Origin of the sequence: Nibrella viscosa (genome assembly GCF_039541875.1) — a bacterium.
Taxonomy (GTDB): domain Bacteria; phylum Bacteroidota; class Bacteroidia; order Cytophagales; family Spirosomataceae; genus Nibrella; species Nibrella viscosa.
In genome coordinates this window covers 912178-936098 of the sequence record NZ_BAABHB010000002.1, presented here as the reverse complement: position 1 = coordinate 936098, position 23921 = coordinate 912178, and the positions used below count along the sequence as shown (strand labels likewise).

Here is a 23921-nt window from a genome sequence, read left to right as displayed (position 1 = left end):
ATCCGGGCTAAAGATAACGAACATTTTTTCGGCACATACCGTTTGTCTCATAACGAAATACATAATCGAATATGTCTTTAGCCACCGCCATTAAGCCAACTCCTATCGGCTGGAAAGGTCTCTGGATTGCCACCACCGTCCTGATAAGCTGGTTTGTGGTGCTGGCTTTTTTGCTTCACTACCCTATTAACTTCACCAACCCGCTGGTTTATCTGTTTGTGCTGGTCCAGATGCACCTGTACACCGGCGTTTTTATCACCGCCCACGACGCCATTCACGGCGTGGTAGCCCCCAACAACAAGCGACTCAACTACTGGATCGGCTTTCTGTCGGCTACCCTGTTTGCCTTTAATAACTACAACAAACTGTCGCGCAAGCACCACCTGCACCATAAGCACTCAGCCACCGGAGATGATCCTGATTACCACGCAGGCAACCCGAACTTTTTTGCCTGGTACTTCAGCTTTCTGACCCAATACATTTCCATCGGCCAGGTTGTGCTCATGGCCGTCACCTACAACGTTCTGAAGCTGTGGTTCCCGATGGAGAATCTGATCGTGTTCTGGATGGTACCGGCCATACTCAGCACGTTTCAGTTGTTTTATTTCGGCACCTATCTGCCGCACCGGGGCGAACACCACAATCCGCCCCACAACGCCCGCAGCCAGCCGCTGAACCATACCGTCGCGTTCCTGACATGCTACTTCTTCGGCTACCACCACGAACACCACGCCTACCCCTACCTGCCCTGGTGGCGGCTGGCGAAGGCGAGGGAGATCAACGAAGTGTTAAGAATTAAGACGGGGTCGGCCGGCGGTTAAGTGTTGGGTTTAATGATCATTTCTCCAGTAGCACGAGTTGTTTCAGTTCGTCGGTGGAGAGGTCGCCGAGCCAGGTTTCGCCGGTAGAGACGCTGAGGTCGGCCAGTTCGCGCTTGCTGCGGATCATGGCGTCGATCTTTTCTTCCATCGTCCCCTGATTAATGAGCCGGTAAACCATCACGTTGCGGGTCTGCCCGATCCGGAACGCCCGGTCGGTGGCCTGATTTTCGACCGCCGGGTTCCACCACAGATCATAATGCACCACGTGGTTGGCAGCCGTCAGGTTCAGCCCGGTACCGCCCGCCTTCAGCGACAGAATAAAAGTATTGGTCTGGCGATCGTGCTGAAAACGCTCGACCATGGCGTCGCGGTGGGTGCGGTTGGTACCGCCGTGCAGAAAGAGCGGCTCCCGGCCGGTATGCGCTTTGATGAACCCAGCCAGCAAATCGCCCATTTCCCGGTACTGGGTAAAGATCAGCACCTTCTCCTGACTTTCGTAGATATTGCCCAGCAGGTCGAGGAGTTGCTGGGCTTTGCCGGAGAGGTCGGGGGTCGTGTCGCCCTGCCGGGTGTACTGGTACGGGTGGTTGCCGATCTGCTTCAGGGCCGTCATCAGCTTCAGCACCAGCCCCTTGCGCTCGATACCGTCCTGGCCGGCGATGGCGTTCAGGCTTTCGCCGACTACGCCTTCGTACAGGGCTGCCTGCTGTTTGGTCAGGGTGCAGTACCGGTTGTTCTCGACCTTGTCGGGCAGGTCGGTGATGATGCTCTTGTCGGTCTTAAGCCGGCGCAGCATAAACGGAGCCGTTATCTTCCGGAAGGTGTCCAGTTTATCGTGGTTCAGCTCCAGTTGAATGGGTTTGGCAAACTCATCGGTGAACTTGGGCAGGTTGCCCAGGTAGCCTTTATTGGCAAAATCCAGCACCGACCAGAACTCCGAGAGCCGGTTCTCCACGGGCGTACCGCTCATGGCAATGCGCACATCAGCTTTCAGCGCCTTTACCGCTTTGGTCTGGTCGGAATGGGGGTTTTTGATGTTCTGCGCTTCGTCGATCACCAGCACATACCAGGGTTGCTTTTTCAGGACTTCCTGATCGCTGCGGACCAGCCCGTAGGTGGTGAGCAGGATATCGCAGTCAGCCAGCTCCAGTTTGCGTTTGGCACCGTGGTAAACGGTGGCCTGAAGCGTTGGCGCAAACCGGGCAATTTCTTTCTGCCAGTTGGTCAGCAGCGTGGTAGGCACCACCACCAGCCCGCGCTTTTTCGCCAATTGCCCTTCTTCTTTAAACTTCAGCAGCAGCGAAATGACCTGGAGCGTTTTACCCAGCCCCATATCGTCGGCAATGAGGCTACCGAAGCCCAGGCGGGTGTTCTTCACCATCCACTCGTAGCCGCGCTGCTGGTACGGCCGAAGCTGAGCCGTCAGCCCCTGCGGCAGCGGAACGGCCGCCGGCTGGGTCAGATTGCGGAGCAGCTCCAATACCTCCGGCGAAAGGCCGATGCGGGCTCCCTGGTACTCTTCGGCCAGAGCAGCTTTCAGCATGTCGTTGCCGGTGAGTTTGGGCGGATTTTCGAGCCGCTTGTAGAGTTTATCGAGGTCTTCCTGCTGAAGCAGGACGTACCGGTCTTTGATCCTGACCAGCCCGGAGGCTCCTTTCACCAGCTTTTTGAACGCCTGGAGGTCCATCAGCGCATCGCCCACGGCCACCTGCCAGTCGAACGATAGCATTTCGTCGAGGTTCAGGAAGGAGCCGATCTGGTCTTTGTTCTTGCCCTTTAGTCGGGCCGACGCCTGGGGTTTCACCCACTCCCGCAGCGACTTCGGCAGCAGAATGCGGATTCCGAACAACTGCATTACGGGCAGGGTCTCCAGCAGCACGCTCACGAAGGCTTCCGCGTCGAAAACGGCTTTCTGGCTGCCGTTGGACTTCAGGACCGTCTGGAGTTGCGGAAAATGGGTGGCCAGCAGCATTAAATCCTGCAAAAAGTCAAAACGGACCGGCTCGTACTGTTTCTCGTTCAGGATCTTACGCAACGCAATGGGCGGCTGTAGCGGCTGGTTGCGGTCTTCGGCCAGCACATCTACGGTAAAAGGCTCTCCGGCATCCTCTTCTTCGACCCGGATCAGCGGCACCAGCGTTTTGTGCGACACGTAGAAGTTGTTCAGCCAGAGCTGGATGGCCGCCGGCAACTCGCGCATACCCCGCCCCTCAAAGCTTAGCGGTTGCCGGCGAAAGAAAAGATCCTCCACCCATTCATACTCCAGAACATGTTTACGGCTTCCCCAGGGAGAGGCTGGTTTGCCCAGCGGTATCGTGAACAGGCGGATATAATCGTCCAGAAAAACGGAACAGAGCGAATACAACTGCTCTGCCGGAGCCTGGTAGCTGACAGCTTTCCGGTCGATGCTGACCTGCACCAGATTCGCCGGAGTGACAGCCAGCAATCGCTCAAACAACGTTTTTACCGTCGGGTTATTGGTAGCCGGCAGCCAGCGAATGAGGAACTGGTCATGGCTGCCCAGATCGAGCAGTTGCGGGATCACCGCGCCGTTTTCGAGAAGCTGAAGGCAAAACTGCTGAATCCAGTAGATGGCCCGCACCGAGTCGGATGCCTGCTCCACGGTGCGTAGTTCGGCCGTCAGCAGCGTATTCCGCAGGCGCTCAACCAGGTGGTCCGGCGCGTCGACCGGCTGGGCCTTTCCGTCGGCATCGGTAGCGCTGAGGTGGGCGGGCTGGAGCGTCTGATCCAGATGCAGCGTGATTCGATGATCCCACGTAAAAGTGTCGATCAATAGTTTCCCCGGCTCGTATTTGGCGGCTCCTTTGGCAAAGAGGCCATACGCTTTTTTCAGCGTTTCCCTGAAATCCTTCTCGTAAAAGATAGGATTGGGTGCCAGTAGCTTCAGGAGTTTGTCTTTCAGGGGTTCCAGGCGGCTGAAGTCGAGCTGCGCCCAGGCCGACTCGTCCAGGGGCGTTTCCGCAGGCGGTTCGGGCAGGCATAGGGCGACCGGGGTAAGTACCTGCACCGCCGAGCCTTTCTGAATGGTCACGTTGCGTTCTTTGAGCGCCTGGATCAGGTCCAGCCCGTGCAGTTGCAGCACCAGAAACGGGTTGTGGTCAATTTCGGCGGCAATCATGTAAATGACCGCTGCCAGGTGCTTGCAAGGCACGGCAAAATCAGGGCAGGAGCAGCGCATCGGAAAGTCCTTCCACGAGCGCGGGAACAGATCCATGCCCTGCTGCCGGGCAAACTCGTACAATTCGGCGGGCAGTTCGCGGTTCAGCAACTGAGCCAGCAGGGCCGGGTTCGACTGGATCTCGCTGAGCAGGACATCCATCTGGCGGGGCGTAAACGCCGATACCGATACAGATACTTTGTACGGCCGGGGCTGCGAACCTTGTACCTTCGCATCGATGGCACCGCCCTTTATCTGAATATCCTTCACGGCCCCCTTGTTAGCGTAGGTTCTCCCACGAGGGAGCCGGTTGGAAAAATCGATGCTGGTGAGCGCGTTCAGCCATTGCTGCCCCCACCATGTTTTGCCGTACATTGTTGCGGCCATACTACATCAGACAGACATGGAACGGATAGGGCTAAACGCATCTGTCACGCTCCGGAATCAGGAATAGCCAAAGATACCAAATTTTACGGGCAGGCTTACCGCTAACCGACCTTTTTCCCGGCAAAATGCCAATCGGCACCTCTGTCTCAGGACGTATTCACTAAGATTTTCGGCTATTTGGATCAGATACGGAGTTAGGGTAGTACAACTTGAATCGACGTTCATTTTACGCAACGACCGCAACGCTATGACGTACCACAGCGCTCTTGTGACAATTGCTGTTCTTGTCGGCCTGGTTCTCCCCTACCCGGCTTACCCTGCCGGGCCTATTACCGTTATCGGTTATTACGCCGGCTCACCCGAGAAAGTATCCACCATTGATGCGGGTAAGCTGACCCACGTTATTTACAGCTTCGGCCACCTGAGCGGTAATCGCTTTTACATTGGCAAAGGCAAACCAGCCGAGACGGTCAGAAATCTGGTCGCGTTGAAGAAAAAACACCCAAAGCTAAAGGTAATGCTCTCGCTGGGTGGCTGGGGCGGCTGCGCTACCTGTTCAAAAGTCTTTGCCTCGGCCGACAACCGCAAAGCGTTTGCCCGCTCAGTACGTGAGGTTCTGGATGCCTTTAAAGCAGACGGTATTGACCTGGATTGGGAATATCCGGTGGTCAAAGGGTTTCCGGGCCATCCGTACGGCCCCGAAGACAAGCCGAATTTTACCGAACTGATTCGGGAACTGCGCCGGGAACTAGGGCCAAATCGGGAGTTGAGTTTTGCCGCCGGCGCTTTCCAGAAATACCTGGATGAAGCCGTAGACTGGCGGGCCGTGATGCCGCTGGTGAACCGGGTTAATCTGATGACGTACGACCTGGTCCACGGCAACTCCCCTACTACCGGTCATCATGCAGCACTCTATTCAACACCCTGGCAACCCGAATCGACTGACAATGCGGTGCAGACACTGCTGCGGCTGGGCATCCCCGCCGACAAACTGGTAATTGGAGCCGCTTTTTATACGCGTATCTGGGAGAATGTACCCGCTGGATATAATGGTCGCTACCAACCAGGCAAGTTTAAGGGCAGTACGGCCTACCGGAATGTGCAGCGGGATTTTGGTCCGCAGACGGGCTACAAAGCGTACTGGGATGATACGGCCAAAGCCCCGTATTTCTACCATGCTTCCCGCAAACGGTATGTCTCCTACGATAACCCACGCTCGGTCGAGATGAAAACGCGCTATGCGGTGGAAAAGGGCTTGAACGGCATTATGTTCTGGGCGTTGCTGCACGACAAGCCAAACGGGCTGCTGGCGGTAATTGACCGGGTGAAGCAATCTGTAAAGAAATAACCCCTCATAAACCCACCTCCGCAAGCGCAAGCACTGGTTTACGAACTTCAGAGCCAATAGTCATCAGGTTCAACATCTTCTGCGTTGCCTGAATAGCCGATACGGTCTGGTCGGAGTCGAGGCCGCGGGTCTTCACTTCTTTGTGGTTAATATCCCAGGTGATGATAGTTTCGCAAAGGGCGTCGGTTTTACCACCGGGCGGAATGCGTACGGTATAGTCTGTCAGCATCGGCAGAACGATCTGCTTGCGGGCGTAGATCTTTTTCAGGGCGTTCATGAACGCATCGTACTGCCCATCGCCCTGCGCGTTCTCCTCAAACACCTCATCGCCTAGTTTCACCTGTAGCGTGGCCGACGGCCGTAGCCCTTTTGAGTGAGTCAGCACATAATTCAGCACCACCACATTTTCGTCAATGGAGCTGCTGTCGAGCACATCGGAGATGATATACGGCAGGTCTTCCCGCGTCACCATCTCTTTCCGGTCGCCAAGTTCAATAATGCGCTGGGTTACTTTCTTCAGGTCCTCAGCGGAGAGTTTGATGCCCAGGTCCTGCAGGTTTTTTTCAATATTAGCCTTGCCGGAGGTTTTACCCAGCGCATACCGGCGCTTCCGCCCGAAGCGCTCCGGCATCAGGTCATTAAAGTACAGGTTGTTTTTGTTATCGCCGTCGGCGTGGATACCCGCCGTTTGCGTAAAGACATTCTCCCCCACCACCGGCTTATTGGCGGGTATCCGGAAACCGGAAAACGTCTCCACCAGTTTACTGACCGAGTAAAGCGATTTTTCAACCACCGACGTTCTGACTTCCGGCATAAAATCGTTCAGCGTCGCAATAGCCGATGCGAGTGGCGCGTTGCCGGCCCGTTCGCCCATACCGTTTACGGTAAGGTGCAGGCCCTGCGCCCCCGCCCGAACGGCCTCCAGTACATTGGCGATGCCCAAGTCGTAATCGTTATGGGCGTGGAAATCAAAATGGGTATTGGGGTAGCGCTTGACAATGGAGCTAATGTACTCGTATGTCTCGCGGGGTGTCAGCACACCGAGGGTATCGGGGAGCAGAACGCGCTCAATGGGCTGCAGGACCAGAAAGTCCAGAAACTGGAACACGTAGTCGCGGGAGTTGCGCATGCCGTTGCTCCAGTCTTCCAGATAGATGTTACATTGAATCCCTTTGGAGCGGGCCAACGAGATGACCTGTTCAATGTCCTCGAAGTGCTCTTCAGGTGTTTTCTTAAGCTGGTGGGTGAGGTGATTCAGGGAGCCTTTGGTAAGGAGGTTCATTACCCGCGCACCGGCCGCCAGCATCCAGTCGACCGAGGTATGACCATCTACAAAGGTCAGCACCTCAATTTTTTCCAGACAACCGTGTTCTTCGGCCCATTCGGTGATTTTCTTCACCGCCTGAAACTCGCCATCCGACACCCTGGCCGAAGCTACCTCCAGCCGGTCTACCCGAACCTCCCGAAGCAGTAACTGCGCGATGGTCAGCTTCTCGGCAGCCGAGAAAGACACACCGGAGGTTTGCTCCCCATCCCGGAGTGTCGTATCCATAATCTCAATGTAGCGTCTCATCATAGAAAGAGCGAAAGAGCGAATGAGCAACAGAGTGAAAGAGCGAGAAACAGCGATGCCACTCCACTTCGGCGGTTTGATTTCGCTCTTTCACTCTGTCGCTCTTTTTAATACGGCCTTGCGGCTTCAAACTCACTGATTTCGTTTTTAATGGCCTGGAGGAAATCAATATCATCAAAGCCATTCATCAGGTTATGCTTTTTGTAGCCGTTCAGGCTGAAGGACTCCTGTTCGCCGGTTGCCAGGATGGTAATCGTCTGCTCCGGCAGATTGACTTCCAGTTCTGTTTTGGAGTCTGCCTCAATGGCCCGGAAGATTTTGTCCAGAAACTCGGGGCTGACCGTTACCGGCAGGATACCGACGTTGATGGCGTTGTTCTTGAAAATATCGGCAAAAAAGCTTGATACCACACAGCGGAAACCGTAGTCATAAATGGCCCAGGCAGCGTGTTCGCGGCTCGACCCACTGCCGAAGTTTTTGCCACCCACCAGGATCTTACCGCTGTAGATGGGGTTGTTGAGAATAAAATCCTGCTTTGGCGTTCCATCGGCGCTATAGCGCCAGTCGCGGAACAGGTTATCGCCGAAGCCAGTGCGCTCGGTCGCTTTCAGGAACCGTGCCGGTATAATCTGATCCGTATCGACGTTTTCAATAGGCATCGGCACGGCTGTGCTTTTAAGTACGGTGAATTTATCGTAAGCCATTGGTGAGTTAGAATTATGAGTTAAGAATTACTACGGACCGGGCAATTAAACAATCGGCGGAGTTCAATTCATTCTTCTTAATTAGTCATTTATCAGTTCACGGGGATCCGTAACAACGCCGGTTACGGCTGCGGCTGCGGCTACCAGCGGACTGGCCAGCAACGTGCGGGCACCGGGTCCCTGACGTCCTTCGAAGTTACGGTTTGACGTACTGACGGCGTATTTACCGGCTGGAATCTTGTCGTCGTTCATGGCCAGACAGGCGGAACAACCCGGCTGACGCAGTTCAAAACCGGCTTCGTTCAGAATGTCCAGAATGCCTTCTTCTTTAATCTGACTCTCCACCACATGCGACCCCGGTACCAGCCACGCCGTCACGTTATCGGCTTTTTTACGGCCTTTTACGATGGAGGCAAAGGCCCGGAAGTCTTCAATCCGGCCATTCGTACAGCTACCCAGGAATACGTAATCGATGGGTTTGCCCAGAATGGAGTCGTTTTCAGAGAAGCCCATGTAGTTGAGCGCCTTGGCGTACGAAGCGGCTCCGTCCAGCACCTGGTCGGCGGTGGGGATATGGCGACTGATGCCGGTACCCAGTCCGGGGTTGGTTCCGTAGGTAATCTGGGGTTCAATGTCGGCTGCGTCGTAGGTATATTCGAGGTCGAAGGTAGCGCCTTCGTCGGTCTTGAGGGTCTTCCAGTAGGCCACGGCCTTGTCCCAGGCTTCGCCTTTGGGAGCCATCTCGCGGCCATTCAGGTAAGCGAAGGTTTTATCGTCGGGCGCAATCATCCCCCCACGGGCCCCCATTTCGATGCTCATATTGCAAACGGTCATGCGGCCTTCCATGCTCATGTTCTCGAACACCTCACCGGCATACTCCACAAAATAGCCTGTAGCGCCACTGGCTGAGATTTTAGCGATGATGTACAGCACCACGTCTTTCGGCAGTACGCCACGTTGCAGTTTACCATTGATGGTAATCCGCATCTTTTTCGGCTTGCTCTGCATGATGCACTGCGACGACAGCACCATCTCCACCTCCGATGTACCGATACCGAACGCAATGGCCCCGAACGCTCCATGTGTAGACGTATGCGAGTCACCGCAAACGATAGACATTCCCGGCAGGGTAATGCCATTCTCCGGGCCTACTACGTGTACAATACCATTTTTCTGGTGTCCTAATCCCCAGTGCGAGATGCCATATTTAGTGGTATTTCGTTCCAGCGCAGCCAGTTGGTTAGCAGAAAGCGGGTCCTCAACCGGTAAATGCTGGTTGATGGTCGGCGTGTTATGGTCGGCGGTAGCAAAGGTGCGCTCCGGGAACATTACCTGCAAACCTCGGGTTTCCAGTCCCAGAAAAGCGACCGGGCTGGTTACTTCATGAATAAAATGACGGTCGATGAATACTACATCCGGACCGTCATCAATTTTGCGAACCACGTGGGCATCCCAAACTTTGTCAAATAAAGTGGAGGACTGAGACATATAAACTTTGGTTATCAACAAGAACTGGAAAATTTTACAAATTTTGTACTAAAAAGCCGGAAAACATACGAATATACCCCCAATTCTTTCCGGGTTACGGTATTTATTCGTAAAGTTTAGCTGATTTAGCGGATGAAGTGAAGAAGGACAGCGCCCCAAGACTACCCTAGAAAAAGAGTAGACTGCAAAGGTAACTTAATGAATTGACTTTTCGGAAAGTTTGCGTTCCGAAAGTTGCAGGTAAGCCAGCAGGGGTTCTAAAAACGGGATGATGCCTTTATAATCCAGCATGGCCGGTGGCGTGGTACTCAACACCTGCCGTATACGCAGTGCCCGTTCCGGGTCGATAATTTCATGGGCCAACCGGTTCTGGTACGTGTGAATACCAAACAAAACGGCACCGGAATGCGGCAAGCGGGTCAGTGTCTGCCGCTCAATCCGGACGAACAGGTGCTGTCCGATATTGTCTGGGTTGAGTTCGGGTAGCAGGTGGGCCAACTGCTGATTGAGGGCGGCCGTGTGGCGGCTGGTCAGGTCTGGTTGGTCCGTGATTTTAATACTCCAGTTTAATCGACAGACCGGCCGACCAGCGGGCAGGCGTTCCATCAGTTTCTGAGCTGCCTGCATCATAGGCTGTACCACCGACGTTACCGGCCCGTGAAGTTGCCAGAACGATAGGCCAAGCTTTTCATTCAGGCTCCAGCCGTTGCCAAAGCATAGTTGTCCTGCAACCAGGTTGGGGGCATCGCCGGCCAGCAGCAGCAGATCTTCCTGCACCTGCCGCCCCACCCAGTCGAGTGGTTCGAGCGGCAAGGTAGCGGCATCACCAAAGGTAAAAACGGCCTCTTCGTTAAGCAGGTGATTCTGCCAATGCCAGTGGTCAACCGTTTGGGTCAGGCAAAAGTGTTCAGGGTAATTCTGCACCAGACTTTCCAGTACCAGCGCCAGCACCTCCCATTGGGCGGTATGGTAGCCGGGCAGTGCCTGAAAATAGTAGTCGGGTAATTCGGTTAACAACCGGCGTTTCAGGGCAAGTTCGGAAACATAGTGTTCGTCTGCTTCCACCAGCGGGTCGGCCGGAAGCAGCGGCATGGTGCCCATTTTATCGTTGAACTGCTGCTGAAAGGGGAAATACCGGAGCATGACGCAAATTTAACCCAACAGACTTAGCAAAAAAGCAGGAAGCCGTGTGATTCTGTGGGTAATTATGTTATAGGTAGCAGGATTAAAGGACAGATCCAGTGATATGCTTTCTTGACATGGTTTAGTGCCATTGACCAGTACGGAGAGCCGACAACGTAGCAAGTATTTCTGCAGTAGCGGAAGTCTGTGTTCCGTCAGCTTAAATTTATTAGTAAAGTTCAATATTGTTCAATTGTTGAGCATTTTTTCTTCAGCCGCTATTGAAGAAATACCATGTTACCTGCAGTCATTTGTTTTCGAGCCTCACATCACTCCTTTTTTGCCTATTTATATAATCCCCTTAGTTAGTTCCTTACGATATATTGTTGTATTATGTTCAAACAAACCTAGATAACCTGAATACCCATTCCCTCAAAGAAAAAATCACAGGTCAGTTGATCTGTGATTTTCGATAATTGCGATTTTATACAAGACTTTGTCCTATCTGTAGGTGGGTGCTTAGTACAACCCTATTCCACAGATTGATGGTAATAATGGCAGTTATCATATCTGCAATCTGGGTTTCGCTGAAAAATTGTAACGCTGTTGTGTACGTATCGTCTGATAAACCACTTCGATGGATTAATGTGATCTCTTCCGTGATCGCCAACACTACTTTTTCCTCTTCGGTAAAAATACCTTCGGCTTCTCTCCAGGCATTTAGCAAGAAAATACGTTGGGGCGTTTCGCCATTTTTAATGGCATCCCCTGAATGAATGTTGATACAATAGGCACACCCGTTGATTTGTGAAGCACGAATTTTAATAAGTTCCTTGGTTGTTTTGGAGACAGAACACTGCGAAAGATAAGTTTCTAAACCAATCATTGCTTTCAGTGCACCCGGAGCAGCTGCTTTCATGTTGAATCGTTTTTGCATTGCTTAATTCTTTTAAAATTGTTCAATGCAAAGCTGGCAAATGAGAAAACGAAAAATCTTAAACTGGTTTAAGAAATACGCTTCTTACGGATTTCGCTTAAATATTCGGGTGTGAATCCCAAGTAGGACGCGAGTAAGTACTGCGGAATCCGTTGTGCAAATTCGGGATACCTTTCGATCGATTGGTAATAGAAATCTTCTTTGGATAGGGAGTAAAGATATTTAATACGCATTTGGGCTGCGGCATAGGCCCGCTGGTAAACGAAACGGAAGTAGCGTTCCATTACCGGAAATGCTTTTACAAGTTTTTCCTGACCCTCTTGTGTGATACAAAGTATCTTAGATTTTTCTACCGCTTGGATATAAAATTCGGAAGCAATCTTGCGTTCGTAAGCGATGTTATCGGTCATCCACCAGGTTTCTATAGCAAACTCAGTGGTTTGCTCAATGCCTTTTTCGTTGATGTAAAACTTTCGTAGCAGTCCGCTCAATACAAAATAATGGTGTCTCGGAATTTGTCCTTCCTCTAGTAAGTTTCCTTTTTTAGCTACATTTTTGATCTCAAAGAATTTTTGAATTTCCTCAAATTCATCGTTAGAAACTTCTGCAAACTTGTCAATATTTTTTTTAAAAGTATCCAACATTTGAGCTTTAGGAGTGCTGGTTGTAAGATTGCAGGTAACTCGTAAATAGACGCATGTTTATCGCTTATTTACAATAGTATGCAAAAAATTCTAAATACCAAAATTACTTTGCATATTTCTTATAAACTGCTTATTATCTGCACTTTATCTGGTTTAGTAATGCTATATTGACCTACTAACAATACAAAATACGCACTTCGCTAATCTATTCTTATTCGTGTGTGGACAATACAAAATACGCATTGCGTCAATGAGCACAACATACTCGTTAACAATACCAAATGCGAAGTTTGATTATTAGGTCAGATTGTCGAGTGGACTTTTTATTTTTCTGATGCTTTTTTCACTCACCTGCGTATAGCGTAAGGTAGTGTGGATATTGTTATGTCCTGGTAGCTCCTGTATGCCTGCGTAGACAAAAAAACGGGGTTTCAGCAAAAAAACAAAAAGCTGTAGGACTCTTTCGAAATGACTTATTAATGCAAAAGGGATTGACGACTTGTTGTCGCCAATCCCTTTTGCTAATAACCTGATTCCGCTTATTCAGCTTCCTTTTGTAGCATCAACGCGCCAACCGTTACGTTGGATGTTTCGTCGATCAGAATGGCTCCCCCGTTGACGCGGTTCTGGTGATACGGGTCAAAGCTGACCGGCTGGGCCGTTTTCAGCACTACGCGGGCAATGTCGTTCAATTTCAGGCTCTCTACCCCTTCCGTTTCTTCGTAGGTATTGACGTTGAGCTGGTACACAATGTCGCGAACAACACAGCGGGTGCGGAACGTGCCGTGTTGTAGCGTATACTTGCTGCCGATCTTCAGTTCTTTGGTATCCATCCAGCACAGCAGAGCCTCAATGTTTTGCGACACTACCGGCCGGCTGTCGGAGCGGACAATCAGGTTACCCCGGCTGATATCGACATCATCGGCCAGGTGCAGCACCACCGACATGGGCGCAAAGGCTTCTTCCAGATGGGTCTGGTATAGCTCAATGGCATCTATGGTCGACGTTTCACCGGACGGCAGCACCGTTACGGCATCGCCCTTGCGGAAAATACCGCTGGTGATTTTACCGGCATACCCCCGGTAGTCGTGCAATTCTGCCGTCTGGGGGCGAATGACATACTGAACGGGGAATCGGGCATCGGTCAGGTTCTCGTCGTGGTCCAGTTCAACGGTTTCGAGAAACTCCAGCAAAGCCGGCCCTTCGTACCACGGCATGTGGGTGGACTTATCAACCACGTTATCACCATTCAGCGCACTGATAGGAATGTACGTTACGTTATCAACGTTCAGCTTCCGGGCCAGTTCGTTGTACTGAATGCAGATGTTGGAGAAAACATCCTGCGAGTAGCCGACCAGGTCCATTTTGTTGATAGCCACCACCAGGTGCGGAATACCCAGCATCGACGCGATCAGCGAATGCCGGCGGGTCTGCTCCACCACCCCGTTGCGGGCGTCGATGAGGACGATGGCCAACTGGCAATTGGAGGCTCCCGTTACCATGTTGCGGGTGTACTGGATATGCCCCGGCGCATCAACAATGATAAACTTGCGTTTCGGCGTCTGAAAATACCGGTAGGCTACGTCGATGGTAATTCCCTGCTCCCGTTCCGAACGCAGGCCGTCGGTCAGCAGCGCCAGATCCACTTCGCCGGCGTTGCGGCTTTTGCTGGCCCGTTCGATCGCTTCCAGCTGGTCGGCCAGAATTGATTTTGAATCAAACAAAAGGCGACCGATCAATGTGCTTTTGCCATCGTCTACCGAGCCGCAGGTAATAAATCTGAGTAGGTCCATTGTCAATGATTGACTAAGCGTCAATTTGGTTGTAATCTATGTGCTTGTAGTAGTCGCTCTGCCGGGATATGTTGTATTCGGTTCTGTCAAATGTTTCTGTTCGCAGTTCCTGTCTGACTATATCCTGTATTTGCTGCCGAAGCAGTGGCAGTTGAACCTTTATGACATCGTACGTGATAAACTTATCAACTCCGGTATAATCGTGGGCAGCTACATTTCTGAACTGCTTTATCTTTTGCCAGAGTACCTGTGGATACTTTTCCCTCGTAGCGGCACTGATACGCGCCGATTGTTCTCCGATATTAATGAGTAGCAGCAACGAAGCATTGAAATCTTTCTGGTCGTTGGCGAAGAAGAAGTCAAGCGGATTATCGAAAACCCGTGTGTACAGCGTTATTTTACCAATCGATTCCAGGATGCGCAGGCAATAAACCAGGTCGTTTTTACTGCTTTGTTGCATACTTTACATCTTTCATGGCCCTGTATAATATAATTGGCTCAGCAAACGGCTTAAGCATTATATCAATCCGAACCTGTAGGTCTCGCTGCAATTTCTCCCGTAACTCAATCAACTGTTGGTAGGGAACATCCTCGTCAATCAACAGATCAATATCCTGGTACACTTCTCCACGGGCAAACGACCCAAAAACGCCAACCCGGTTTAATCCGAACTGGTCAAAAACCTGCTTCTCGCGCAGGTATCGCTGAAACGTTTGAAAGTCGTGTACCTTTACCATCCACTCAATTAAAAATATCCGCCCTTTTTCCGGTCTTCCATGGCCGCTTCCGACATCTGATCGTCGATGCGGGTTTCGCCACGCTCACTGATGCGGGTGGCCTGAATTTCGGTGATAACCGCTTCCAGCGTGTCCGCTTCCGACTCAACGGCGGCCGTGCAGGAAATATCACCAACGGTCCGGAACCGGACTTTTCGGGTTACAATCTGGTCACCATCTTCGGGCTGAATCACATTACCGGCCGTAGCCAGGAAGCGGCCATCGCGCAGGATCAGCTCGCGCTGGTGGGCAAAATAGATGCCGGGTAAGGCTATATTCTCCCGGCGGATGTAATTCCAGACATCAAGTTCCGTCCAGTTCGAAATGGGGAATACCCGCACGTTCTCGCCTTTATGGATTTTGCCGTTATAAATGTTCCAGAGTTCCGGCCGCTGGCGTTTGGGATCCCAGGAGCCAAACTCGTCGCGCACGGAGAACACCCGCTCTTTGGCACGGGCTTTCTCCTCATCCCGGCGGGCCCCACCAATGCAGGCGTCAAATTCAAACTCTTCAATGGTATCCAGCAGCGTAAAGGTCTGCAGGGCGTTCCGGCTGGCGTTACGCCCCGTCGGTTCCTTTAGCTTCTTCTCCCGAATGGTGTCGGCTACGTAGCGAACGATCAGTTTTTCGCCGATACTTTCGGCGAGCCAGTCGCGGAAGTCGAGCGCTTCCTGGAAATTGTGCCCAGTGTCGATATGCACCAGCGGGAACGGAAATTTGCCCGGCCGGAAGGCTTTCAGCGCCAGGTGGACCAGGGTAATGGAATCTTTCCCGCCCGAAAACAACAGGGCCGGGCGCTCAAACTGACCCGCCACTTCCCGCATAATGTGGATGGCTTCCGATTCGAGCTGATCTAGATAATCAAGTTTCATGGTAATTAGGTGAATGAGTGATTGAGTGATTGAGTGACTAGGCCTCTTCGCTCAATCACTCATTCACTCATTCGCTCAATTATTTTGAATGTAATCCACACTCCTTTTTCGAATTATCTTCCCACCACCAGCGGCCGGCGCGGAAGTCTTCGCCTTCGCGGATGGCGCGGGTGCAGGGGCCGCAGCCGATGCTCACAAAGCCCCGGTCGTGGAGCGGGTTGTAGGGCACGTGGTTTACCTTTACGTACGTGGTCACCTGCTCAAGGGTCCAGTCCATCAGCGGGTGGAATTTGAAGAGGTTATGGCCGGCATCCCACTCCAGCCGGGGCATCGACTGCCGGTTGTTGGACTGCTCCGCCCGGATACCCGTAATCCAGATCTTATTGCCGGCCAGCGCCCGGTTCAGCGGCTCTACCTTGCGGATTCCGCAGCACTCTTTCCGGTTTTCGACCGACTCATAAAAGCTGAACGGACCTTTTTCTGTCACCATGCTCTCCACTGCTTCCTGCTTCGGGAAGTACGTCTCAATCTTGATGCCGTAGTGGTTATTGGTCTTTTGCCAGACGGAATAGGTCTCGTTGAACAGCCGGCCGGTATCCAGCGTAAAAATGCGAATGGGTATGTTGTTCTTCGCGATCAGGTCGGTAATAACCTGGTCTTCGTAACCCAGGCTGGTCGAGAAAACCACCTGGCCGGGGAACAGCTCAGCCAGCGTGCGCAGGCTCTCCACTTCATTTTTACCGGCCAGCATTTCCGACAAGGATTCGAGCGTGTATGCGGGTTCTGCTATCATATTGTGTACAACGGTCCGGGTCGCCGGTGCGATTGTAATCCGTTTTTTACCTTATTTTCTACCATTATTGGCGGTCTATACAACGGTCCGGGTCGCCGGTGCAACTCCAATCCGTTTCAGCCAGCGCCTAAACGGTTTATAAAACCGTTTTACTTGAGCGCGATAGGTTTCTTTTCTTTGGCCGATTGCCGGGCCGCATCCAGAATCTCCATCACAATCATATTCACTTTCAGGGAAGACAGTTCGTCTTCTTTTTTAGTTTCGTTGCGCACTACGCTGGCCAGATACGCAAACGGGTCGGCGGCCGGTATATCCGTTTTAGCCGCTTCCATAGGCTGTTCGGCTTTGTCATCTTTCAGCCGGACCCGCATCCGGGTGCCATCTACGGTAAAGACGTAGCCGGTCTGCCCGTACACTTCCATATCCTTCCGGGCAAACGGCCAGTTCCAGGAGCCCTGGATAATCGCCTGTGCTTTCGGATAGGTCAGGATGATAACTGACTCATCGTCGACTTTCGGATAAATGTCCGGTTTGATCTGCTGCGTTACGGCCGTTACCGTCAGCGGGCGTTCGCCTTTCATCAGCCAGGTGGCCAGGTTAGCCCCGTAGCAGCCGAAGTCGAATAACGCACCGGCACCATTAGCAACCGGGTCGGTCAGCCACTCCAGAAACTCCGGGTTTACGTTAATTTCTTTAGGCCCCTGATGCCCATCGTGTACCACCATTTTGCGTATATCCCCGATGGCTTTGTCACCGTGAATCATGGCGTATGCCTTGTGGTTGCTGCCGTACCAGGTGGTTTCGTAGTTGGTGAGCAGGTGGATGTTGTGTTTTTTGGCCAAAGCCTCCATCTGCTTAGCGTGATTAAGGCTAACGGCCAGGGGTTTTTCAACCATGACGTGAATGCCACGGGGGGCGCAGACCTGCACCGTTTTCAGGTGGTCGATGATCCTGCCAAAGTCGGTGACCGCTTCCGGTTTGGTTTTGTCCAGCATCTCTTCGACGGTCGGGTACACCAGGCTCATGGGCAGGTTATGCCGCTTCAGAAAACGCTCGGCCAGGTCGCGGTTCGGCTCGGCAATGCCTACGATTTCAATATCACCCATTTTGGCCCGGCCCAAAATCCCATGCACGTGCGAATGCACCAGCCCAACTACGCCCACGCGGACAGGTTTCCTGGGTGATTGAGCGTTTGCGATGATGCTTGCAAACTGAACAAATAGTAAAGCAATCCAAGGGATGACATTCATGTTATTCACCAGCTTCGTTTATGACCAATTGATAGAGATCTTCGCTCGCCCTAAAATCTGTTTCTCTTACTTTCTCCAGTAGCGGACGAACAGAGTGGATCACTCCTGACCGTTTTGCCCGAAGGATTAACCCAAATGTGCCTAAATATTTCTGACCTACTGCTTCAGCATAGCGCCTGGCTCTGTTGTCATCAATGAGTACGTAACCGTTACCAAGCTCTGCGGCTAAAGTTAATACACTCGCTTCACCCGCATCCATTAATGCGTTTATTTGCTCCTGTTTCAATAAATCGGTTGGTGCCTGTACAGTAATCCAGTCCGGTAATGGAAAACCATATTCCCGGACAACAACCGGAGTGGTAAGTACCCGATCAAAACACCGGCTGAGCAGGTCAATTTCTTTTATTTTGTCTAATAAAATTAGCGATGATGTATCCGAAATGACTAGCATATTCAGATATTGTCAAGCTCGCGTTGCAAGTCTTCTACTGAGTAGTTGAATAAGCTAAACCCAAACTGCCCCATTGTTTCCATAAACGTCCGCTTACTGACACCGACAATGTCAGCAGCCTGGCCTAATGATACCTTACCTTTCTCGTACAATTGTCCCGCCAGCAGCATTTTAGCTTCAAACTCTTCAACGTCTAAATTATCCGGCAAATTAATCGTCAGCGTTTTCATAGCCTTTCCGTTTATGGGCTAAACACGAACCGAGCGTACTAACGTTCAGTTGTTTGCAGCACCTCCGCCGATTTGGCAATAGCCTGCGTAAAGTTTTTAACTAAGTGGGCAATGTTTTTCAAATTCACCACTCGTTTGGCATCACTAGCGATGCGGGTCTAGCCGAACAACAGGCAAATAATTATCGTGCAAATGGTCAAAATCCTTATCAGTGGTCAGCAAAGTGGCACCTAAAACGGATGCAGTTGCGGCAATCCAGATGTCATTCTTACCCATGTTGCGGGCTGAGCCCTGAAGCGGTTGCCCATGAAGTTTGCCCTGACTGAAAGCATCAATCTCAGCATACCGTAAGACAATTTCTCTACGATTTATATCAGCCAGTAAAAACCTGCTTAGGAATTGCTGAATTTCATTAATCCGGCGGAATCCCCAGTTATTTTGCCGCGCCAATGATTCAAGTTCCGCCCAGGTGACCACTGAAACTACCGGGTAATTTTCTGGTGCCAGGGCGGCATACTGTTGGTCAATGAACTCGCATAAAGGATGTTGTCGCAAATAAGCTAACACAATATTGGTGTCCAACAGATAAATCATTTGGTCAGCATGGCTACCAACTCCTCATAAGATTCCTGAATATCCATTTCATGGGCAATCCGGTCAAGCTCCTGACGGTTGATACCCTTGTAATTCTGCCGCTGAATCATTTCCTCTACCGTTAACGTGGCTTGCATGGGTTTTGTAATCTCCTGTAAAAGCTTTTGGGTATGCTCCGGGAGGGTACCGAAATAATTTTCGGCATATTCGGTTAAATCAGCAGCCTGCTCAACAGTTAATAAACCATTATGGTACAGTTGCTGGGCAACCTCTCCCAAAACAGCTTTCGTATCCTCTGTATCCGGTATTGTAATCGTCAGCGTTTTCATAGCCTTTCCGTTTATGGGCTAAACACGAACCGAGCGTACTAACGTTCAGTCGTTTGCAGCACCTCCGCCGATTTGGCAATGGCCTGCGTAAAGTCTTCGATCAGATCGTCGATGTCTTCCAGGCCTACCGATACCCGAATCAGTCCTTCGGTAATACCCAGCGACTCTTTTTCATCCGGCTTCAGCTTGGAGTGGGTGGTGGTGAAGGGGTTGGTAACAATGGTCCGGGTATCGCCCAGGTTCGACGACAACGATGCTATCGAAAGGTTATTGTACAGCTCTTTTACCCGCTCGAATCCGCCTTCCACCTCAAAGGTCACAATAGCCCCACCCGCCAACATCTGGCGTTTGGCCAGCTCGTACTGCGGGTGCGACGGCAGGAATGGATAGTGTACCGCTTTTACGTCCGGGTGCTGCTCCAGCGCTTCGGCCAGTTGCAGGGCGTTGCGGCAGTGACGCTCCATCCGCAGGTCCAGCGTCTCCAGACTCTTGGACAGCACCCAGGCATTGAACGGCGACAGCGACGGCCCCGTATGCCGGGCAAAGAAGCGGATTTGCGCCATCAGGTCGGCGCGGCCAACGATGATACCGCCCAACACACGGCCCTGCCCATCCATGTATTTGGTGGCTGAGTGAATGGATAAATCGGCACCGAGGTCGATCGGCGTTTGAAGGATGGGCGTTGCAAAACAGTTATCAACCGACAGAATAAAGCCGTACTTCTGCTTCAGCCGGGCCAGCATCTCCAGATCTACCAGTTCCAGGCCGGGGTTCGACGGGGTTTCCAGATACACCATTCTGGCGGCCGGCGCTCCGGCGGCCGCCGGAGCGCCGGTATTAGGCTGAATGGCCGCTTCCCACTCGGCTTCCGTTGCGTCGGCATCCACGTAGGTATGGGTAATGCCCCATTTGGGCAGAATCTGCGAAATGATCTGGTGGGCCGAGCCGAACAGGGCCCGGCAGGAAACAATATGGTCGCCGGATTTCAGCAGCGCCCCCATACTCGCGAAAACGGCCGCCATACCCGTTGCCGTAGCAATGCCGTCTTCGGCGTTTTCGAGCATGCAGACTTTCTCGACAAACTCCGTAACGTTGGGGTTTGAGAAACGGGAATAGATGTTTCCCTCTTCTTCTTCGGCAAACAGGGCGCGGCCCTGCTCAGCGCTGTCAAACGTAAAACTCGACGTCAGGTACAACGGCGTCGAATGTTCCCGGTATTGCGACTTCTCGGTCTGGGTACGTATGGCTTTGGTTTGTTTTTTCATGCTACTCGTAGAGGCCGGCATCCCTGCCGGCTTTATAGTCATTGGGAGCCGACAGGGATGCCGGCCGCGACAATTAAAGAATAAACATCAATATCTTCCGCAAACTTACGATGATAACGACAATGCCGACCAGCACCATCATCGTTTTTACCGGCAACCGGCGCGACAGGTGGGCCGCAATGGGAGCCGCGATCATGCCGCCCAGAATCAGGCCCAGAATTACCAGGCCGTAATTGCCTAATCCCACATAAAAGGCAAAGACCACGGAACTGGCAAACGACACAAAGAATTCCGCCAGGTTGACCGAGCCGATGGTATAACGCGGATGCCGACCGGCCGCAATCAGCGTGGAGTTCACAATGGGCCCCCAGCCACCCCCACCAATGGCATCGACAAAGCCGCCGAACCAGGCCAGCGGAGCAATCCGGCGTACCGGTTTCTTTTTGGTCCGCTTAGTGAGCGCCTTCTTTAGGATCAGAATACCCAGAATAGCGGTGTAGACAGAAATAACAGGCTGTAGGTATTTGGCTACTATTTCCAGTTCGGCCAGAGAGGAAATGAGAAAAGCCCCCAGTGCGGCCCCGATAACGCCCGGAATCAACACCGCTTTGAAAAGCTTGCTGTTGATATTCCCGAACTTCAGGTGCATATAGCCGGATACCCCACTGGTGAAGATTTCTGAACTATGTACGCTGGCAGTGGCAAACACCGGACTGATGCCCACGTTCATGAGAAACGTAGTGGCCGTTACGCCATAGGCCATACCCAGCGCCCCATCGATCATCTGCGCCAGAAAGCCCGCCATCAGGAAGTAGAAAATATCCGGGTTTACTTCCACTGAGGTAACCAGCAGCGTCATCTGATCCCAGGTCAGGTAGCTGAAGATCAGATGGCCGACGACCATCAGCGCCAGGCCGGCAAACACATAGACCGCAACCTCGGTGCGGGTTCGGCGACGCAGGAGTGCTGCGAACTTTGAGTGCGTTTTAACCGGGGTAACCTGCACCTCAACATCAGGCAGCACAGCCTGAATTAGTTGTAGCTGCGCCGGCGTCACCTCCCCTTCTACCTTAATTGTCAAGCCCTTTAGCCGGGTAGCCACAGCCGATGTTTCCGCTGGTGTGGACTCTTCGTCAAGGCCAATGTCCGATGATGGCATCATTAGTGAATAAAGTATATATACTTTGTAGACTATTCTTTTTATGAAAAACGGCACAGTGAAGTGCCGCCTGCTGATGGAGTGAACGCAAATATGGCTAATGATTCGCACTTGCGCAAACAATTACCTGTTGAACATCCGCTATTTTACTAAACTCTTTTTTCACTTTTCTTATTTAAAGAACAAATAGACTTTTGGCAAGAAAGATACCAAAAGCTGTCAGGAACCTGTTTGTCAGCCCTTTTACAACCTGAAGAAAACTCAAAGCATCCGAAATTTTTTTGCAAATTATTTGGTTGATATATCAACAGATATTTACTTTGCACCATGAGCGTTAACGAAGCACAACAACGGGTACAGCAGCTTGTCAGCTTTAATCTGGCTCAGGTTAACCATAAACTGTTCCGGCATACCAACCGGGAACTGGCCAAGTTACCAACGCCGGTCCTGATGGAACAGTTGCCGATCCTGTTCATGCTATACCTGTTTGGTGATGAATGCAAATCGCAGCAGGAAATTGCTAATGCCCTCGATAAAGACAAATCGGGTATTCTGCGGTCAATCCGGACGCTGGAAAAAAATAAGTACGTCCGGGTAGTACAGGACGCCGACGACCGTCGGAAAAACTCGGTTTGTCTGACAGAAGCGGGAAAGGCAGTTTGTGAACTAGCCATTGATACGGCTCAGTCGCTGGATAAGGAAATCACCGAACACCTGACTGCCGAAGAAACCGAGTCGCTGTTGCGCATTCTCAACAAGATTAACACCGCCATTTCGAACTAACACCTATTTTTTTGGGCACTGGGTTGATATATCAACCGTTGACATGTCCACTTTTAACTTGCCTAAAGACAATAATGAAAAAGCTAATCACTTTAAGTATTCTCTTAATCGTGGCCCTTCCCTTTCAGAGTTCGGCGCAGCAGCCGCTGAGCCTGAAGCAGGCCATCGACTATGGGCTACAGCACTTCGGAACCGTGCGGATTGCCCAGAATCAGACGGAGATTGCCCGCCAGCAGGGCCGGGAGGCTCTGGCCGGCTATCTGCCGCAGGTGACGGGTTCGGGAACGGTCGACGATAACATCAAACTTCAGAGCACCCTACTGCCGGCCGGTATCTTTGGTCCCGAACCCAAGCGGGTGGCCTTCGGCTCCAAATACCAGACAACCGCATCGGCGCAGGCCGACCAGGTGATCTACGACAAATCGCTGCTGATTGGCATTAAAGCCAACAAGCCTAACCAGCAGCGAGCCGAATTGAACGAGCTTCAGACGAAAGAGGACGTTATTTATTCTATTGCCAGCAATTACTACCAGGTGTTTGTGGTCCAGCAGCAAATCGGGCTTCTGCGCGATAACCTGAACCGGACGCAGCAGGTCCTTAACATCCTGAAGTTGCAGCGCGACAACGGCGTGATTCAGCAGGTCGACTACGACCGGACGGAGGTGAACATCAACAACACCCGTTCGCAACTGACGCTGGCCGAAAACAACCTGAACCTGGCGCTGAACCGGCTGAAGTTCCAGATGGGTATGCCGCTGGAGCAGGCGGTTACGCTCTCGGACTCTACGGTGCTGACCAAACTACCCAATATAGGCCCGGCCCAGTTTGACCCGAAAAATCTCACAAGCGTCCGGCTTTCAGATACAGATTTAGCCTTGCAGCGGTTGAACCTGGAAAGCATCAAAGCCGGCTATCTGCCGCGCCTGAGCGCCTACGCCCGCTATGGTACGCTGACACTGGGTAACGAGTTTATCCCCTCCCTGAGCAAGTTTACCGGCTTCGGCTCGGTGGGTCTGCGTCTGACGGTACCCATCTTCGACGGTTTCCGGCGCGATGCCCAGATCCGGCGTACGCAACTGAACGTGCAGTCGCTGGAGGAGCAGCAGAAACTGAATGTGTCGTCGTACCAGCTTCAGTTCTACAACGCCCAGTCGCAGATACAGCGGGCGCAGTTGAGCGTGCAGAACGACGAGCGTACCGTAAATCTGGCGCGTAAAGTGTACGATGTAACCACGTTGCAGTACCGGCAGGGTACCAGGCCGCTGACGGATCTGATCAATGCCGAGAACTCGTACCGCGAAGCCCAGACGAATTATGTGAACTCACTCATTAACTATTACCAGGCCCGGCTGGACCTCGAACGGTCGCAGGGCACGCTATCAACTTTCTTTAACCAACTGTAAGCACACAACCATCCAGAGAGT

23 protein-coding genes are annotated in these 23921 nt (G+C 52.1%); 4 read left to right on the top strand and 19 right to left on the bottom strand.

The window, feature by feature from the left end:
• Window positions 1–71 precede the first annotated feature (71 nt).
• Window positions 72–821, top strand: a complete 750-nt coding sequence (locus ABD931_RS08360) for a fatty acid desaturase (RefSeq protein ID WP_345265878.1) — start codon at window positions 72–74, stop codon at window positions 819–821.
• Window positions 822–837: 16 nt separating this feature from the next.
• Here ABD931_RS08360 and ABD931_RS08355 read toward each other — a convergent pair whose 3' ends face one another.
• Window positions 838–4386 carry an SNF2-related protein gene (locus ABD931_RS08355; RefSeq protein ID WP_345265876.1) on the bottom strand — a complete coding sequence of 1183 codons (3549 nt, stop codon included), beginning with the start codon at window positions 4384–4386 and terminating at the stop codon, window positions 838–840.
• A gap of 247 nt (window positions 4387–4633) precedes the next feature.
• Here ABD931_RS08355 and ABD931_RS08350 point away from each other — a divergent pair, with 247 nt between their 5' ends.
• On the top strand, window positions 4634–5734 hold the full coding sequence (locus tag ABD931_RS08350) for a glycoside hydrolase family 18 protein (RefSeq protein WP_345265874.1): 1101 nt from the start codon (window positions 4634–4636) through the stop codon (window positions 5732–5734).
• Window positions 5735–5738: 4 nt separating this feature from the next.
• On the opposite strand, the gene ABD931_RS08345 is transcribed toward ABD931_RS08350, so the two are convergent.
• The 18 genes from ABD931_RS08345 to ABD931_RS08260 form a co-directional block, all read right to left on the bottom strand.
• Complete coding sequence (locus tag ABD931_RS08345; RefSeq protein ID WP_345265872.1) at window positions 5739–7310, bottom strand: hydroxymethylglutaryl-CoA lyase-like TIM-barrel protein; 1572 nt, start codon at window positions 7308–7310, stop codon at window positions 5739–5741.
• Window positions 7311–7414: 104 nt separating this feature from the next.
• Window positions 7415–8011: a 3-isopropylmalate dehydratase small subunit gene (leuD, locus tag ABD931_RS08340; protein WP_345265870.1), complete on the bottom strand. Its 597-nt coding sequence runs from the start codon at window positions 8009–8011 to the stop codon at window positions 7415–7417.
• Window positions 8012–8092: 81 nt separating this feature from the next.
• Window positions 8093–9499: a 3-isopropylmalate dehydratase large subunit gene (leuC, locus tag ABD931_RS08335; protein ID WP_345265868.1), complete on the bottom strand. Its 1407-nt coding sequence runs from the start codon at window positions 9497–9499 to the stop codon at window positions 8093–8095.
• Window positions 9500–9694: 195 nt separating this feature from the next.
• The gene (locus ABD931_RS08330) at window positions 9695–10642 is read right to left on the bottom strand and encodes a heme-dependent oxidative N-demethylase family protein (RefSeq protein ID WP_345265866.1); all 948 of its coding nucleotides are present in this window, start codon (window positions 10640–10642) and stop codon (window positions 9695–9697) included.
• 463 nt (window positions 10643–11105) lie between these two features.
• The gene (locus ABD931_RS08325; protein ID WP_345265864.1) at window positions 11106–11558 is read right to left on the bottom strand and encodes a carboxymuconolactone decarboxylase family protein; all 453 of its coding nucleotides are present in this window, start codon (window positions 11556–11558) and stop codon (window positions 11106–11108) included.
• A gap of 68 nt (window positions 11559–11626) precedes the next feature.
• On the bottom strand, window positions 11627–12202 hold the full coding sequence (locus tag ABD931_RS08320; protein ID WP_345265862.1) for a Crp/Fnr family transcriptional regulator: 576 nt from the start codon (window positions 12200–12202) through the stop codon (window positions 11627–11629).
• 539 nt (window positions 12203–12741) lie between these two features.
• Complete coding sequence (locus tag ABD931_RS08315) at window positions 12742–13995, bottom strand: sulfate adenylyltransferase subunit 1 (protein ID WP_345265860.1); 1254 nt, start codon at window positions 13993–13995, stop codon at window positions 12742–12744.
• 13 nt (window positions 13996–14008) lie between these two features.
• A complete protein-coding gene (locus tag ABD931_RS08310; RefSeq protein WP_345265858.1) occupies window positions 14009–14455 on the bottom strand; it encodes a HepT-like ribonuclease domain-containing protein in 447 nt (148 codons plus the stop codon).
• A complete protein-coding gene (locus ABD931_RS08305; protein ID WP_345265856.1) occupies window positions 14439–14732 on the bottom strand; it encodes a nucleotidyltransferase family protein in 294 nt (97 codons plus the stop codon). Before ABD931_RS08305 ends, ABD931_RS08310 begins: the two co-directional genes overlap by 17 nt.
• An 8-nt stretch (window positions 14733–14740) precedes the next feature.
• The gene (cysD, locus tag ABD931_RS08300) at window positions 14741–15643 is read right to left on the bottom strand and encodes a sulfate adenylyltransferase subunit CysD (RefSeq protein ID WP_345265854.1); all 903 of its coding nucleotides are present in this window, start codon (window positions 15641–15643) and stop codon (window positions 14741–14743) included.
• Between the two features lie 79 nt (window positions 15644–15722).
• Entirely contained in the window at window positions 15723–16436 is a 714-nt protein-coding gene (locus tag ABD931_RS08295; protein ID WP_345265852.1) for a phosphoadenylyl-sulfate reductase, read from the bottom strand.
• A 149-nt stretch (window positions 16437–16585) separates the two neighbouring features.
• Window positions 16586–17686: a Gfo/Idh/MocA family protein gene (locus ABD931_RS08290; RefSeq protein ID WP_345265850.1), complete on the bottom strand. Its 1101-nt coding sequence runs from the start codon at window positions 17684–17686 to the stop codon at window positions 16586–16588.
• Between the two features lies 1 nt (window position 17687).
• Window positions 17688–18137 carry a PIN domain-containing protein gene (locus tag ABD931_RS08285; RefSeq protein WP_345265849.1) on the bottom strand — a complete coding sequence of 150 codons (450 nt, stop codon included), beginning with the start codon at window positions 18135–18137 and terminating at the stop codon, window positions 17688–17690.
• Between the two features lie 2 nt (window positions 18138–18139).
• A complete protein-coding gene (locus ABD931_RS08280; RefSeq protein WP_345265847.1) occupies window positions 18140–18367 on the bottom strand; it encodes a UPF0175 family protein in 228 nt (75 codons plus the stop codon).
• A gap of 144 nt (window positions 18368–18511) precedes the next feature.
• Window positions 18512–18961, bottom strand: coding sequence for a type II toxin-antitoxin system VapC family toxin (locus ABD931_RS08275; RefSeq protein ID WP_345265845.1), 450 nt, complete (start codon window positions 18959–18961; stop codon window positions 18512–18514).
• Complete coding sequence (locus ABD931_RS08270; protein ID WP_345265843.1) at window positions 18958–19290, bottom strand: hypothetical protein; 333 nt, start codon at window positions 19288–19290, stop codon at window positions 18958–18960. Before ABD931_RS08270 ends, ABD931_RS08275 begins: the two co-directional genes overlap by 4 nt.
• A 38-nt stretch (window positions 19291–19328) precedes the next feature.
• A complete protein-coding gene (locus tag ABD931_RS08265; RefSeq protein WP_345265841.1) occupies window positions 19329–20555 on the bottom strand; it encodes a trans-sulfuration enzyme family protein in 1227 nt (408 codons plus the stop codon).
• Between the two features lie 73 nt (window positions 20556–20628).
• Window positions 20629–21717 (bottom strand): sulfite exporter TauE/SafE family protein, encoded by a 1089-nt coding sequence (locus ABD931_RS08260; protein WP_345265839.1) that lies wholly within the window; start codon window positions 21715–21717, stop codon window positions 20629–20631.
• Between the two features lie 324 nt (window positions 21718–22041).
• On the opposite strand from ABD931_RS08260, the gene ABD931_RS08255 reads away from it, so the two are divergent.
• A complete protein-coding gene (locus ABD931_RS08255) occupies window positions 22042–22497 on the top strand; it encodes a MarR family winged helix-turn-helix transcriptional regulator (protein WP_345265836.1) in 456 nt (151 codons plus the stop codon).
• Between the two features lie 74 nt (window positions 22498–22571).
• Window positions 22572–23900: a TolC family protein gene (locus ABD931_RS08250; RefSeq protein ID WP_345265834.1), complete on the top strand. Its 1329-nt coding sequence runs from the start codon at window positions 22572–22574 to the stop codon at window positions 23898–23900.
• Window positions 23901–23921: the final 21 nt, after the last annotated feature.

Bases quoted from the DNA above. Each gene is read 5' to 3' on its own strand.
- ABD931_RS08310 (WP_345265858.1), bottom strand. From the start codon at position 14,455: ATGCAACAAAGCAGTAAAAACGACCTGGTTTATTGCCTGCGCATCCTG.
- ABD931_RS08295 (WP_345265852.1), bottom strand. From the start codon at position 16,436: ATGATAGCAGAACCCGCATACACGCTCGAATCCTTGTCGGAAATGCTG.
- ABD931_RS08255 (WP_345265836.1), top strand. From the start codon at position 22,042: ATGAGCGTTAACGAAGCACAACAACGGGTACAGCAGCTTGTCAGCTTT.
- ABD931_RS08285 (WP_345265849.1), bottom strand. From the start codon at position 18,137: ATGCTAGTCATTTCGGATACATCATCGCTAATTTTATTAGACAAAATA.
- ABD931_RS08305 (WP_345265856.1), bottom strand. From the start codon at position 14,732: ATGGTAAAGGTACACGACTTTCAAACGTTTCAGCGATACCTGCGCGAG.
- ABD931_RS08315 (WP_345265860.1), bottom strand. From the start codon at position 13,995: ATGGACCTACTCAGATTTATTACCTGCGGCTCGGTAGACGATGGCAAA.
- ABD931_RS08250 (WP_345265834.1), top strand. From the start codon at position 22,572: ATGAAAAAGCTAATCACTTTAAGTATTCTCTTAATCGTGGCCCTTCCC.
- ABD931_RS08280 (WP_345265847.1), bottom strand. From the start codon at position 18,367: ATGAAAACGCTGACGATTAATTTGCCGGATAATTTAGACGTTGAAGAG.
- leuC (WP_345265868.1), bottom strand. From the start codon at position 9,499: ATGTCTCAGTCCTCCACTTTATTTGACAAAGTTTGGGATGCCCACGTG.
- ABD931_RS08265 (WP_345265841.1), bottom strand. From the start codon at position 20,555: ATGAAAAAACAAACCAAAGCCATACGTACCCAGACCGAGAAGTCGCAA.
- leuD (WP_345265870.1), bottom strand. From the start codon at position 8,011: ATGGCTTACGATAAATTCACCGTACTTAAAAGCACAGCCGTGCCGATG.
- ABD931_RS08270 (WP_345265843.1), bottom strand. From the start codon at position 19,290: ATGAAAACGCTGACGATTACAATACCGGATACAGAGGATACGAAAGCT.
- ABD931_RS08320 (WP_345265862.1), bottom strand. From the start codon at position 12,202: ATGTTGGATACTTTTAAAAAAAATATTGACAAGTTTGCAGAAGTTTCT.
- ABD931_RS08345 (WP_345265872.1), bottom strand. From the start codon at position 7,310: ATGATGAGACGCTACATTGAGATTATGGATACGACACTCCGGGATGGG.
- ABD931_RS08330 (WP_345265866.1), bottom strand. From the start codon at position 10,642: ATGCTCCGGTATTTCCCCTTTCAGCAGCAGTTCAACGATAAAATGGGC.
- ABD931_RS08275 (WP_345265845.1), bottom strand. From the start codon at position 18,961: ATGATTTATCTGTTGGACACCAATATTGTGTTAGCTTATTTGCGACAA.
- ABD931_RS08350 (WP_345265874.1), top strand. From the start codon at position 4,634: ATGACGTACCACAGCGCTCTTGTGACAATTGCTGTTCTTGTCGGCCTG.
- ABD931_RS08260 (WP_345265839.1), bottom strand. From the start codon at position 21,717: ATGATGCCATCATCGGACATTGGCCTTGACGAAGAGTCCACACCAGCG.
- cysD (WP_345265854.1), bottom strand. From the start codon at position 15,643: ATGAAACTTGATTATCTAGATCAGCTCGAATCGGAAGCCATCCACATT.
- ABD931_RS08355 (WP_345265876.1), bottom strand. From the start codon at position 4,386: ATGGCCGCAACAATGTACGGCAAAACATGGTGGGGGCAGCAATGGCTG.
- ABD931_RS08360 (WP_345265878.1), top strand. From the start codon at position 72: ATGTCTTTAGCCACCGCCATTAAGCCAACTCCTATCGGCTGGAAAGGT.
- ABD931_RS08325 (WP_345265864.1), bottom strand. From the start codon at position 11,558: ATGCAAAAACGATTCAACATGAAAGCAGCTGCTCCGGGTGCACTGAAA.
- ABD931_RS08290 (WP_345265850.1), bottom strand. From the start codon at position 17,686: ATGAATGTCATCCCTTGGATTGCTTTACTATTTGTTCAGTTTGCAAGC.